The 13,150-nt window shown below is 43.3% G+C and carries 16 protein-coding genes; 14 read left to right on the top strand and 2 right to left on the bottom strand.

Annotated features, from left to right (window positions below):
• Window positions 1–197 precede the first annotated feature (197 nt).
• From NSQ46_RS25270 to NSQ46_RS25260, 3 genes are all read left to right on the top strand, one after another.
• The gene (locus NSQ46_RS25270) at window positions 198–599 is read left to right on the top strand and encodes an Imm7 family immunity protein (protein ID WP_342575182.1); all 402 of its coding nucleotides are present in this window, start codon (window positions 198–200) and stop codon (window positions 597–599) included.
• A 154-nt stretch (window positions 600–753) separates the two neighbouring features.
• The gene (locus tag NSQ46_RS25265) at window positions 754–1,155 is read left to right on the top strand and encodes a hypothetical protein (RefSeq protein ID WP_342575181.1); all 402 of its coding nucleotides are present in this window, start codon (window positions 754–756) and stop codon (window positions 1,153–1,155) included.
• Window positions 1,156–1,697: 542 nt separating this feature from the next.
• Window positions 1,698–2,099: a WXG100 family type VII secretion target gene (locus tag NSQ46_RS25260; RefSeq protein ID WP_342575180.1), complete on the top strand. Its 402-nt coding sequence runs from the start codon at window positions 1,698–1,700 to the stop codon at window positions 2,097–2,099.
• Here NSQ46_RS25260 and NSQ46_RS25255 read toward each other — a convergent pair.
• Window positions 2,043–3,163, bottom strand: a protein-coding gene (locus NSQ46_RS25255) for an IS3 family transposase (protein ID WP_156124786.1) whose coding sequence is annotated in 2 segments (ribosomal slippage) — window positions 2,043–2,914 and window positions 2,914–3,163 — 1,122 coding nt in all. Because the reading frame shifts where the segments join, the coding sequence is not laid out codon by codon here. The two genes, NSQ46_RS25260 and NSQ46_RS25255, sit on opposite strands and share 57 nt — an antisense overlap.
• A gap of 107 nt (window positions 3,164–3,270) precedes the next feature.
• Between NSQ46_RS25255 and NSQ46_RS25250 the strand changes: the two genes are divergently transcribed.
• The 10 genes from NSQ46_RS25250 (at window position 3,271) to NSQ46_RS25205 (ending at window position 9,593) form a co-directional block, all read left to right on the top strand.
• Window positions 3,271–4,188, top strand: a complete 918-nt coding sequence (locus tag NSQ46_RS25250; protein WP_342575179.1) for a hypothetical protein — start codon at window positions 3,271–3,273, stop codon at window positions 4,186–4,188.
• 16 nt (window positions 4,189–4,204) lie between these two features.
• Window positions 4,205–5,325, top strand: a protein-coding gene (locus NSQ46_RS25245) for an IS3 family transposase (RefSeq protein WP_156124786.1) whose coding sequence is annotated in 2 segments (ribosomal slippage) — window positions 4,205–4,454 and window positions 4,454–5,325 — 1,122 coding nt in all. Because the reading frame shifts where the segments join, the coding sequence is not laid out codon by codon here.
• Between the two features lie 50 nt (window positions 5,326–5,375).
• Window positions 5,376–5,546, top strand: coding sequence for a hypothetical protein (locus NSQ46_RS25240; protein ID WP_342575178.1), 171 nt, complete (start codon window positions 5,376–5,378; stop codon window positions 5,544–5,546).
• A gap of 8 nt (window positions 5,547–5,554) precedes the next feature.
• The gene (locus tag NSQ46_RS25235) at window positions 5,555–6,034 is read left to right on the top strand and encodes a hypothetical protein (protein ID WP_342575177.1); all 480 of its coding nucleotides are present in this window, start codon (window positions 5,555–5,557) and stop codon (window positions 6,032–6,034) included.
• Between the two features lie 860 nt (window positions 6,035–6,894).
• Window positions 6,895–7,254 (top strand): hypothetical protein, encoded by a 360-nt coding sequence (locus NSQ46_RS25230; RefSeq protein ID WP_342575176.1) that lies wholly within the window; start codon window positions 6,895–6,897, stop codon window positions 7,252–7,254.
• A gap of 291 nt (window positions 7,255–7,545) precedes the next feature.
• Complete coding sequence (locus NSQ46_RS25225; RefSeq protein WP_342575175.1) at window positions 7,546–7,794, top strand: hypothetical protein; 249 nt, start codon at window positions 7,546–7,548, stop codon at window positions 7,792–7,794.
• A gap of 372 nt (window positions 7,795–8,166) precedes the next feature.
• Complete coding sequence (locus NSQ46_RS25220) at window positions 8,167–8,409, top strand: DUF1871 family protein (RefSeq protein ID WP_342575174.1); 243 nt, start codon at window positions 8,167–8,169, stop codon at window positions 8,407–8,409.
• Window positions 8,410–8,637: 228 nt separating this feature from the next.
• A complete protein-coding gene (locus NSQ46_RS25215) occupies window positions 8,638–8,847 on the top strand; it encodes a hypothetical protein (protein WP_342575173.1) in 210 nt (69 codons plus the stop codon).
• A 134-nt stretch (window positions 8,848–8,981) separates the two neighbouring features.
• Window positions 8,982–9,104, top strand: a complete 123-nt coding sequence (locus NSQ46_RS25210; protein WP_342575171.1) for a restriction endonuclease fold toxin — start codon at window positions 8,982–8,984, stop codon at window positions 9,102–9,104.
• A gap of 84 nt (window positions 9,105–9,188) precedes the next feature.
• The gene (locus NSQ46_RS25205) at window positions 9,189–9,593 is read left to right on the top strand and encodes an Imm7 family immunity protein (protein WP_342575170.1); all 405 of its coding nucleotides are present in this window, start codon (window positions 9,189–9,191) and stop codon (window positions 9,591–9,593) included.
• Window positions 9,594–10,001: 408 nt separating this feature from the next.
• Here the strand turns inward: NSQ46_RS25205 and NSQ46_RS25200 are convergent, their stop codons facing one another.
• Window positions 10,002–10,844: an AraC family transcriptional regulator gene (locus NSQ46_RS25200; RefSeq protein ID WP_342575169.1), complete on the bottom strand. Its 843-nt coding sequence runs from the start codon at window positions 10,842–10,844 to the stop codon at window positions 10,002–10,004.
• 113 nt (window positions 10,845–10,957) lie between these two features.
• Between NSQ46_RS25200 and NSQ46_RS25195 the strand changes: the two genes are divergently transcribed.
• Window positions 10,958–12,943 (top strand): beta-galactosidase, encoded by a 1,986-nt coding sequence (locus tag NSQ46_RS25195; RefSeq protein WP_342575168.1) that lies wholly within the window; start codon window positions 10,958–10,960, stop codon window positions 12,941–12,943.
• Window positions 12,944–13,150: the final 207 nt, after the last annotated feature.

Below are 13,150 nucleotides of genomic sequence, written 5' to 3'. Positions count from 1 at the left end.
TAGGAGAGCCCCCAGAAGATAAAAATAGATTAATACTTCATTAGAAAAAATAGATTAGGTATGTAACTTGAACAAGATCGCAAAATCCTGCCAAGCCACAAAGCGAGCTATACGTCCGTATTGTGGTTTTCTTATACCCTTTTGTCCGCTCCCATCCAGTTATAATTGATACAAAACCATTGAAATAGGTGATAACAATGTATGAATTTCACGGTTGGGCTAATATCCATGAGACAACAGCAGAAGCTAATGCAGGTAGTTTAGAATTGATTATTAAGAATATACAGAGCTTTATTTCAGAGTTAGATTGGAGTAGTGGACTTCTAGAATTGTATCCTGCTAAAGGCAACTGTTATCTTTCCGTAGGCGGATTCTTGAATCGTAAAACTTCCGAAGCAGAGGAAATAATTAAGCTTTATCAATTCATCGCGGACCAAGCACCGGGTTCTTACGGCTTGCTTTATACAAGGGACGATGAAGATATCGAAGGCTACGATAATCAGTTTAGAGTCTTTGTTTTAGCGCGTGGTAATATACAACTAAAAGAAGATGTGTTCTTATCTCCCTTTGTTCCAGTAGTGGAAGATGATAACGAGTAATTTTTATCATTATCCTTGATTGGCTTACGCCTTTCAAGGTTTTTTTCTTTAGTAGAAGGATGGCGATTGAATCCATCTCTCAACCAATAACACACAATCCGACTTATACCGATAAAAAAGTCGAATATTATTTTGATATTGACGGAAATATATTGTGGGTAAAGGTTCGAATGATTCTCATATTGTAATAAAGGACGGTGAGCTAAGTATGAAAATAGCTACTTTTATTGAAGAATACGATCTGCATGACAGCCTATTGGAAAGTATTAGTATTAACGGCGAGAAACTGGTTCTCGATATCGATCTCTGTAATTGGAGGCAAAAAAATTACAGTCCCGAGGAAGATGAAATGAAAGTAATTAAGGTTACTTTTGAAAATGTACAAAGTTATCATTTAGATTCAACAAATGATACGGTAGATTCCGATTCAATCTTGGAGATCAATTGTACGGACGTGGATTCTTCTTCAACGTCGAAAGACATAAAAATCGTCTTTGAAGGTGAAGGAGATATAAAAATAATGACATTTAGAAGTGATAATGTAACCGTAGAGTAATTAGTATAACCTTGATCGAGTGCTCGTCGCTCAGTCGTTGATATTTATGCAATCTGTATCCTTTTTGTCACAGGAGAACTCTTTAATCCGTAAAATGCAGTCCGCACATCTGATGAATCTGATCAAGAGAGCAGATGAACTCCTTCTCCAAATATCCAGCCTGCTAGAATTGCCCTGCCAATCATACCACTCCGTTTTAAAATATAGGACCTAAAGACAAGGACAAATCATTCTTTTCTAAACATTTTCAGGGTAAGCAAGGGCGAGAATAATAAAGGATAAATGAATCCATCTATTCGCCCCCTTTTTTAAGGTATGCCATGTCGTGACTCCCTTCATCCTCCCACCTATAATAATGGTCATATTACTGAAAACCTTGCTCGTAATAAAGTCCCGTATCTAACTGAGAAAAAGATCCTAGTTTTAAATGACATAGCAAGGCCGTGAGAACATTTTCCATATAATTCAAGTGGAGTAAAATATTTAAGTTAGCTATGATCGGAGATCGGGTTCAATCCCGAAAGCAAGATGGAGAGGTTGTTATGAGTAGAATTTTGGTCACACCGGAGATGTTGCTGCGCGTTGCAGAGCAATGCTCCAGGGCGCATGAACAGCTGGAAGCAATGATATACATGCTGAGCCAGAACATTCATATGCTGGAGTCTGGGTGGGAAGGTACGACGAGATCCCGTTTTTACGCGGATTTTCAGCAGGCGCATCGAGAGATGATGCAAACCACGGAGCATATCCATCGGACAAGCCTGGAGCTGAGAGGGATTGCCCAACGATTTAAGTCAGCAGATGAGCGGGTACAACCGATCCAAGTTGCTGGGCATGTGCTGGGAACATTCCCTATGATGAGGGGACCCTGGATTGTCAACAGTAAATCAGACAGCATTTTTAAGGGCTGCATGGCGATACTGAACCGGTGTCATGTATCCTAGTGTTCCATGAATCCGATGCTTGTTAAACCAGTTAACATAATCGTATAATTCCAGTTCCAGATGACGAAGACTCTGGAAGTTCATCTGGTTCACGAACTCTGTTTTCATAATCTTGTAGGTCGCTTCCGCCACAGCGTTGTCGTAGGGGCAGCCTTTCATGCTCAGGGATCGGCCAATTTCAAATGTCTCCAAAAGTGCATCCATCTTTTGATTTTTAAACTCACTGCCACGGTCGGTATGGAACCATTGAATCTGAGATAAATCACCCTGAACCGTTGCAAAGGCACGAGAAACCAACACGGCATCCTTATGAGGGCCTACACTATGGCCGATGATCTCTCGATTGAACAGGTCGATAAGTACACAAATGTAATGCCACCGGTTCTGAACTTTCACATACGTCAGATCGCTGACAACGACTCGTTTAGCCTCCGTTTGATCGAATTCGCGATTCAGCGTATTGGCTGTAGACGCTTCATTACACGCGGACTTAAGGGGTTTATATTGCGACACGGTGTACGTAGAAACAAGTCCCTGCTCTTTCATGATCCGGCCAATTCGACGTCTGGAGACGACGAAACCACGTTCCTGGAGCTTGACTTTAATCTTGCGTGTACCGTAAGCTTTTCGATTCTTATGGAAAATGTCCGCAATCGCTTCGGCGACATCGTCTTCGCTCGTTTGTTCTTTCGCTTCATAGTAAAACGTACTTCTTGCGATTTGCAGGACGTCGCACATTGCTGATACCGAGTATTTATCACGGTTGTTCTGGATGATAGCTACTTTCGTCCCATGATCAGCGCGGCTTGCTTTAAAATATCCACCTCCATTTTCAGACGCTGGTTCTCCTTTCGCAAGGCAATCAGCTCATTGTCTTCGGAGGAGCGATTGTCCTTCTCCTTGAAGGAACCCGTTGTTTGGGCTTGTTTGATCCAGCGGTCTAAAGCGGAGGCTGTGAGGTCATATTCCTCCACGATCGCTGCTCTGGATTTTCCGTTTTCATAGAGTTCTACCATTTGTTTTTTGAATTCTGCTGTAAAGGTACGTCGTTGTTGTTTTGGCATTGTAGAGATCCGCTCCTTAGGATGATAGGTTTATTCTACAAGCCCTCATTTTTATTGTCCAACTAAGTGTAGACGATCCACCCGCAGGCTATGGGGCCGTAGAGGATATGGGGAGAAAAGCGGAGGAAGCCTGGAATTCGGTGCAGCAGGAAGCCGGGAAGGCATGGGACACCGTGAAGCAAGAAGCAGGGGAACTATGGGAGGGCGTAAAGATCGGGGCCGTCCAGTTAGGGAACTCGTTAAAGGATACGGCGATATCCTTGTACGAAGATCCGCTTGGAACCGGGCAAGAGATGCTCTATAATGCAACCATCGGAACGGTCGAGGAAATTTGGAACACGGGGATGTGGGCCGGCCGAATGCTTTTTAGCAATGAGTACCGCGAAAAAGTTGCAGAAGACGTAAAGGCCGAAGTCGATTCAGCAGGTGGTTGGTCCAATTATTTGGGGCAGGCGGCAGCTTTGATCGTTGGGGAGGTTATTCTCAACCGTGCTGGAATTAGGGGGAGAGGCCCACTGAATAAAAAGCATGATGATCGTGGTGGCGGTAGTGGCGCCGGTAATGGAAGCGGTAGCGGTGGTGGTAGTGGTAGCGGTAATGGCAGCGGTAGCGGTGGCGGTGATGATAGCGGCGATCCTGGCGGTGATGGTGATAAGTCGGGGGATGAGGGGACGCCAAAAGCTCATTATTTAAGAACAGTTAATAAATTTGAAGATCAAATTCGAAAAGAACCCTTGGAACATGGTCAGTTTTTTGATAAGAATGGTAATTTAATAGGAGAGACTGTTGTTGGTACTGAAAAGTCTATAAACTTAAGTAAGCATAAAGATATCGCTAAAGATACGGTGTTTACTCACAACCATCCTACAAATGGACCTTTTAGCCTTGAGGATATAGCCACAGCAGTAGATTTTAATATGGCAGAAATAAGAGCTGTGTCACCTAATGGTACTACTTTAAGTGGATCGTCTACACTTAGTTGGACAATAAAAATGAGGGCTTGTAGAATAAACCTATCATCCTAAGGAGCGGATCTCTACAATGCCAAAACAACAACGACGTACCTTTACAGCAGAATTCAAAAAACAAATGGTAGAACTCTATGAAAACGGAAAATCCAGAGCAGCGATCGTGGAGGAATATGACCTCACAGCCTCCGCTTTAGACCGCTGGATCAAACAAGCCCAAACAACGGGTTCCTTCAAGGAGAAGGACAATCGCTCCTCCGAAGACAATGAGCTGATTGCCTTGCGAAAGGAGAACCAGCGTCTGAAAATGGAGGTGGATATTTTAAAGCAAGCCGCGCTGATCATGGGACGAAAGTAGCTATCATCCAGAACAACCGTGATAAATACTCGGTATCAGCAATGTGCGACGTCCTGCAAATCGCAAGAAGTACGTTTTACTATGAAGCGAAAGAACAAACGAGCGAAGACGATGTCGCCGAAGCGATTGCGGACATTTTCCATAAGAATCGAAAAGCTTACGGTACACGCAAGATTAAAGTCAAGCTCCAGGAACGTGGTTTCGTCGTCTCCAGACGTCGAATTGGCCGGATCATGAAAGAGCAGGGACTTGTTTCTACGTACACCGTGTCGCAATATAAACCCCTTAAGTCCGCGTGTAATGAAGCGTCTACAGCCAATACGCTGAATCGCGAATTCGATCAAACGGAGGCTAAACGAGTCGTTGTCAGCGATCTGACGTATGTGAAAGTTCAGAACCGGTGGCATTACATTTGTGTACTTATCGACCTGTTCAATCGAGAGATCATCGGCCATAGTGTAGGCCCTCATAAGGATGCCGTGTTGGTTTCTCGTGCCTTTGCAACGGTTCAGGGTGATTTATCTCAGATTCAATGGTTCCATACCGACCGTGGCAGTGAGTTTAAAAATCAAAAGATGGATGCACTTTTGGAGACATTTGAAATTGGCCGATCCCTGAGCATGAAAGGCTGCCCCTACGACAACGCTGTGGCGGAAGCGACCTACAAGATTATGAAAACAGAGTTCGTGAACCAGATGAACTTCCAGAGTCTTCGTCATCTGGAACTGGAATTATACGATTATGTTAACTGGTTTAACAAGCATCGGATTCATGGAACACTAGGATACATGACACCGGTTCAGTATCGCCATGCAGCCCTTAAAAATGCTGTCTGATTTACTGTTGACAATCCATAAGTATGAAAAGAGGGGCAGACGGTTGGAAAGTGAATGCTGAAGAATTAGGAAGTACATTCGCTAATGTTCAAAAAGAACTAAGAAATGATCCTTTAGCCCAAGAATATTTTAAAACCGGTAATAAAGATGCAGTATGGGATATGCTATTTGACAGAGTTGCCGAAAAAATAGGTGGGGAATATAAAGCTCATAGAAAGTAGGGTGAAATATGAATAAAGATTTTCTATACAGTAAGCCATATGTCCCAGGAATAATAGACGATACACCAGTGGATTTGGATTCATGGTTTTTAGATGATTCAAGAGAGAGGATGGAAGAGAAATTAAGAAACAGTCCTCTTTGTGACCTAATTATTGAGTTTATAAATATTTTCAAAGATGGTGAACCGAATTATCAAGTTCTCTTAAGTTTATTAGGTGAAAAATTTGTTAAGGAAGTTCGAGGTGGAAAGAATGTCTATTGTCAAAGTGATATTTTGCGACCTTACAATGATATAAAAAGAATTGAGATAGAAATTGATGAAGAGAGTTTGAATATAAAAAAGATGAGTATATATATTAATGTAGCTTCATTTGTAGTGTTTGAGAAGGAAATAACTAGCTTATACGTTGATGCTCACATACAAAAAACAAATGATGCCTTCTCGATTTCTGTCAAAGATAAGATAATCACTTTATTAGCGATTTAATTACAGCCGGTTTCCATTGCGAAGAGTTTACATTGTGACAACAAGATCGTACAATACAAACCAACAAACTAAACACTAACTGATTCAAACACTTGATAAATTTTCAAAGCTCTTTCCAACTTGTTTTATGAGTAGGAATGAGCTTTTTTTTGCGTGCCTAAAATCAAAGGAGGAAGAAACGAAGAGCGGAGCATTTGGATGCGGTAGCAGATCAGAAGGATGAACTGCCACGCCAGCAAGCAGCATTAGAAGCACGTCGGGATACAGAAGACAGTATGAACGAGAATATCGGCACAAATGGCGGCAGAAGCCGGAGAACCGATTAAAGGAAAAAGAATGCGCAGATACTGGGAACGTAAAGCGAAGCAGTCTAAGGGATAACACATGCAGCCAGGCGCTCTTAGGCTGAAGCACCGATTCAAACATACAACCAAGGACACATTTTACCGCAGCAGGTACGAAACCACGAGAGCAACCAAATATGAACATCACAGGAGGAAGTAACACAATGAAAAAACATGAAGAATTCTTATGGGAAATGCTCCTCCACGAGATTGAAACGAAAGCAGAACTAAACACGTATGTACTTTGACTGCTTTACGTTTATTGCTAAAACGGAACAGCTTGAGGAGTTGCAGTTGCATAAGAAACAGAGGGAAGAAAGTAGAAGGAAAGCATTAAAGGAGTCATTCCTTGAAGAAGATGAACAAGAATAGTGAACATGTATTGAAACAGATAGATAAACAGCTTGGAGGCAAGAAGCCCTCCTCCAGTCGGGGAAACGATCCCCTATGAAATATTATGACTGTATTAACCGATAAGCATGGAAATCTAGTTACTGCTACACCGGGAGTGATAAAATGAAACTCAAAGGAAGTAAACAAGAACAAGATTTCAGAAAGGAACTAGAGGGTTCGAATTTGGTTTTGGCTAAAGACGGAAAAGCCGAATTAATAATGAATGTGTTAAAAGATACTTTTGGAGAATTAAAAAGTGCATATATTTTGAATTGGACACCTGAACAAGGAGAGGATATATACACTATTTTGGTTGACATTGATAAAATCGCTAAAGTTGAAATTAGTAGAGTCAATCATTCGGAAGTTCCTTTAATTGAAACTTACAATCTGAAGGATTTCCAAAAACGGTTGAGTAAAGTATTTCAAATTAAACTAGCCGTGGCGATTGATTTAGTGAAAACGGAACATCAGGAAGGTTAAAGATTTTATTTCGAACCTTGATTGGCGTCATGCCTTTCAAGGTTTCTTTTTTTGGGGGGGACGAATGCTGTAGCTACAATAATGGAAAAAGAAGATGATTACACACTCATTTGTGATATTCAAGGTCTGGAAGAAACGTCTTAGTGGAATTTTGAAGAAAAGGTTAGTGTGGAAATCGGAGCAAGTCTAAGAATTCAAGGAAATTTATAAGCAGAACTTGATGACTGAACGAACCCAAAGAATACTTGAAGTGCTTTAATTATTATTAACTAAAGGAGAAAAAGAAAGAAAATGTATAGAATACTTACAGACAAAGGAAAAATAGACAATATGTTGGAATCTTATTTCTGGGTTATTGATTTCCCAAGGGCTTTGGAGTATTTTGGGGATATTGAGAGACATGGGTATGGATCAGGTCCATTAGAGGTGCAATTTTCATCTTATCATGAGCCAGAAGAGGAGTATTACATTGGAGATAAGAAAGTGTGCTTTATAGGAGAGCCCCCAGCTTATGACGAAGATGTAATGACGAAGATGTAATGGCAGTAATTGAGTATGATGAATTTTATAACTATTTAATTATATTTAGTGCAAAACATCTTGACGAGCACCCAGAAGATAAAAATAAGATTAATACTTCATTAGAAAAAATAAAAAACAGATTAGGTATATAACTTGAATAAAGATCGCAAAAACCTGCCAAGCCACAATGCGAGCTATCCGTCCGTATTGTGTATATAACTGTTTGCAAGAAGGAAGAAGTTCATTGGTTGAAATTTCCCTCTATGAAGATCCACCAAGTTCAGTATGTTTAACCGACGGAAAAAGAGTATGGGAAAGGGAGGATATATAGGGGGACCATGCATACAAGGCACTGTCTCAATCTTTATTTGGAAAATAAGGAGGTAACCAATGGGGGATAAAGTTTTCGAAATAATTAACGAATGGAATCCAGTAGAAATATATCCATTGTTAGAAGATGAGTACTGTAGTGAATCAAAGAGAGTAATTGAAGCCAGAAGGAAACTAAATTCAATTGAAGAATTAGCAGTTGAAATTTTTGGTATTTTCAAGAATTCATTTGGTAAGGAATTTACTAAATCCATCGAGGAATGTAAGGCGATTGCAGAAAAAATAATGAAGTATCAACAATGAGCAGCAATCAAGGAACTCAGTATTCTACATTCTAGGAAAACTACGTTTTCGCTAAATGGTATAATTCTGATGACGGAGAAATTAAGGTTAAATTTGTAAGATACTAGTTCGTTAGAAACCTTGATTGGCTTTATACCTTTCAAGGATTTTTTGTTTATGGGGCTCTTCAGTGCTGAAATGCTTCTTCTGGAAAAGGGCAATAATACCATATTGAGGAAGGTGTAAGAAATGGAGAGAGAATACCCTGAATATGTTACAAAAGAGGCTGTTGATAGTCTTACTCAAAAGTTAGATCTTCCGAAGAAGGATGGTTTTTCGCAAGATTGGGAATATGAGGTATCTGATTCATCTAAAGTAGAAGAGTTCCTTTATTCTTATGAGAATCTCGGTCTAAACAAGGACGAAAATCGTGCTCATCTAAGCTGTCCTGATAATTAATCTTATCTGACAAATCTAAGACTCGCTTCATATTAGTAATATCTAATTCAGTAAATGCAACATTATGTCGCGACCCCAAGGGTCGAGAGTTTGATGTAGTTTTTGACCAGTACATTGGTCAAACCAAAACTTCAATGAATGGTCTAAGTTCCCAATTTAGGGAACAGGCAAAGGCAACCATTGAAGCTGCTATCGAAACAGGTAGGCAGGCATACTTTCATTTTGAGACCGCACCTGCTGATAAAATAATTAGATAATTAAGGGAATATGAGAAGAGATATAATGTTGAGATTATTATTGATATCTCGCCATTTTAATAAAGGACTAGAGAGGTGTTAAGTATGTATCAATATCATGGTTGGGCGGTCGTATTAGAAAGTACTGGTGATGAGGCTAGTAACGAAAATGAAGTAAATATTTTTGAGCCAATTAAAAAGTATATTGAGGAATTACAACCGAATGTTGATGTGTTAGAAATGAAGGCCATAAATGGACAATATCATCTTTGGATGACGGGTTTATGGAATCGTGAGCCTTCTTCAAAATTTAATCCAGTGGATATAATGAAGAATATAGGAAATATTGCCCCCGGCTCGTATGGAATGCTCTATGTTTTTAATGATGAGCACCCAAAACATTTTAATGAATTTAAAGTTTACGTTCTTGCGAGGGGAAAGATTGAAGAAAAAGACGACCCATTTTTGTCGCCATTAATACCTGTTATAGCTGATGACTCTGAATTTTAGAATTTGGTGGGGCTACCCAGTGCCGGATGAACCCATCATTCAACCAATAGCACATATAACCCATGTAATCATGTATAATGACTGACGCCCGGTGTGCACCACACACCGCCCAATTAGCGGGCGACAGAGCGCTGCACCTCTTATTGTGAAACCTTGATAGGCTTCGTGCCTTTCAAGGTTTTTTCATTGGTGGCGGTGGGTGACGAACGATGTCATCATTCAACCCATAACAGGTATAACCCATGTAATACCCGTACAAAGGTTTCGCCATTTTATTTGTACGCACATCAGCCTTTGAGAGATCGTTCCTTACCTAGATATTATCGCCCGGTAAAGAGAACATGGGGCTAATTTTGCTCTTGTTCTCTTGCCGGGGATCGGATCGGTGGAGCTTGGACGGTACATATTTTACGATTTCTGATAGCTGCGGCGAAAGGCGCCGGGTGTCATCCGCTCCATCTTCTTGAAGATTGCTCCATAATAGCTGGCGGATTCGAAGCCGACTTGACGAGCAATATCCTGCATCCCGCGCTGCGCATTGTCGAGCAGCAGTTGCTTGCTCTTGTTAATCCTTACCTGATTGACATAGCTGATGGGACGAATGCCTGTCGTCTTCTTGAACAGATGGCAGAAGTATTCCGGTGTGATGCCCATCAGTCCGGCGAGCGACTGCAAAGTAATCTCTTCGGCATAATGCTGGTCAATATAGTCCAAGACCGGCTTCAACCGCTCATACTGCTGTCCGACGGTATCGCTCCCCTCGACAGAGATGCGCTGTATAATTTCCGTCAATAAGGTATAGAGGATGGCGGAGCAGGCGTAATTGCTTAACGTTTGCTCTTGCGGCGTAAGAGCAGCTTGCAGCAGCTCCCGCATTCGGGATAGAAGGTGTTCGGGTGTCGCGAGCGTGAATACGCATGTGCCGACAATGCCGACTGATTCAAACAAGCTTGCTACTCCTCTGCCATCGAAGACGATCCAATCGACTTCCCAACTCCCCGATAAAGCATAGTACTCGTGCTTCTGGTCGGGAAACAGCAACATCCCCATGCCTTGCTTGACGATCTGTTCCGTTTCACCTAGTTTGAACTTGCCCTCGCCGCTGCGGCATTGAATCCACTGATAATCCTGAATGCCTTGGTCTCGACGGATAGGCTCCTGTTCATGATGCAGACCAATACCAAGCAAATAAAAAGGGAGCAGCTTGTCTCGGGCGGATAGTACCGGGAAAGCGTAATTGGGATAAGGCATGTGACCAATTCCTTAATCTTAATATTGTTATATCTAATTAAATATTTAAGATATTCACTCCATTCAATATAACATATAATCGTAATATACTGATAGATAAAGGGGAGCGCAGGATGACGATTAAAATCGGAATCGATTATTATCCGGAGCAATGGACGCCCGAGCTGTGGGAGAAAGATGCAGCGCTTATGCAGGAGACGGGTGTCGCTGTTGTGCGAATGGCGGAGTTCGCCTGGAGTCGAATGGAACCGACCGAAGGCGATTATCGGTTTGAATGGTTGGATAAGGCGATAGAAGTATTCGCCTCGCGCGGCATGGAGATCGTGTTATGTACGCCTACCAATACGCCGCCGAACTGGATGACAACCCGTTATCCGGATGTGCTGCCCATGAACGAGCAACGTCAAATCATCCGGCCGGGTGTGCGCGGACATCGGTGCTGCAACAGCTATTCCTTGAGAATGCTGGGCTCCAAATTTATAGAAGCGATGTCACAGCGCTATGCGGAGCATCCCGCCGTCATTGGCTGGCAAATCGATAACGAGATGGACTTCCAGGAATGCCATTGCGATACGTGCAATCGTGCATTTGTTGCTTGGCTGCAGAAGCGTTATTCCAGTCTGGAAGAGTTGAACCGGGAGTGGGGAACGGTCGTCTGGAGCGGGGAGTACAGCAGCTGGGCCGAGGTAACGACGCCGCTTGGCACCCGCAAGCAGATGAATCCTTCCTATCTACTGGAGTACAAGCGGTTCTGCTCGGAAAGCGTAGGCTATCTGCTGGGATGGCAGCTTGAAATTATACGCCGCAATTGTCCCGGCCAATTCGTGACGCATAACATGTGGCAATACCCGAATAGCCTGGACTATTATGATCTCTACAAAGAGCTGGACTTCGTCTCTGTCGATTATTATCCGAATGAACTGTACCGTGATTATGGCGATCGGTTTCCGAGGAACGGAGCGCTGACGCTGGACTTGGTTCGCGGCATCAAGCGCAGCAATTTCTGGGTAATGGAGCAGCTGAGCGGCGCACAAGGTGCCTGGATGCCGATTCAGCGCACCCCTTATCCCGGACTGATCCGAGCTCGCTCCTGGCAGACAATCGCCCGCGGCGCGGATACGGTCGTCCATTTCCGCTGGCGGAGTGCCGCCGTCGGAGCCGAGCAGTTCTGGCATGGGCTTATCGACCATAGCAATATTCCCGGCCGCAGGTTCAGGGAGTTCGCGGAGCTTACGCGCGAGGTGAACCGGGTAGGGGAACTATTGGTGGGCTCGACAATCGTCAACCAGGTTGCAATTCTGCATTCGCACGATCAGCATACGGCGCTTTCCCTTCAGCCGCAAGCGGAGGGGGGGATGCACTATATCGACAACTTGTCTTCGATGCACAATGCATTTCTGAAGATGGGCGTCGGTACGGACGTGATCAACTGGACCGAGGCGCTCGATGGCTACAAGCTGGTCATTGTCCCTTCGCTCTTCCTGTTAAATGAAGAAGTCGCGCAGCGGCTGGAGCGATTCGCAGCCGAAGGCGGCACGGTCGTCCTCACCAACCGGACAGGCGTGAAGAACATGAGGAATGTATGCGAGATGCTGCCTCTGCCGGGGTTGCTGGCGGAAGCGGCCGGTGTTGTCGTTAGTGAATATGATGCAATCGGCAACAGCGAGCATCGGATTCGGAACGCGGAGGGTCGGACATTCGCTGCGAAGCAATGGTGCGATCTGCTGGAACTGCGAGGAGCAGAACCGATTGCCTGGTATGACAACGACTTTTACGAGGGCGTGCCTGCAGTTACGGTCAATAAGCTCGGTAAAGGTGAAGTGTATTATGTCGGCACTTGGCCCGAGCCGTCGTATTTCTATCAGCTTTTCGAAGGCATATTGAAGGAAAAAAACTTGGCCCCCAAGCTCCAGCTGCCGGAAGGTGTCGAGTTGTCGATTCGAACAAAGGGGGAGGAAAGCTTCCTGTTCCTGATCAATTTAACGAATGAGCAACGAGAGGTTACGCTTGACGTTCCCTACCGCAGTTTGTTAACGGGCGAAAGATTGGAGCAGAAGATCACGCTGCCGGCTCTGGGCGTAGATATTTTAACTTTATAGAATCACATGCGCAGGGCTGTCTCACAAGGCCAAATACCTTGAGGGGGCTCTTTGTCGCTGTTTAACGAATTTAATTCAAATCATCACGAACAAAAATCAATCGTTATTGTATAGTGGGCTTTCTCGCGAAGGCTTACAATGGAACGCAAAGGGGGAGGTTCGATGGGAAGACTTATCAAATACCGTTGGCAGTACTTGATGATATTG

The organism is Paenibacillus sp. FSL M8-0142 (genome assembly GCF_038597315.1).
In the GTDB taxonomy this organism is placed as follows: domain Bacteria; phylum Bacillota; class Bacilli; order Paenibacillales; family Paenibacillaceae; genus Paenibacillus_AQ; species Paenibacillus_AQ lactis.
This window is presented reverse-complemented; position numbering and strand designations above follow the sequence as displayed.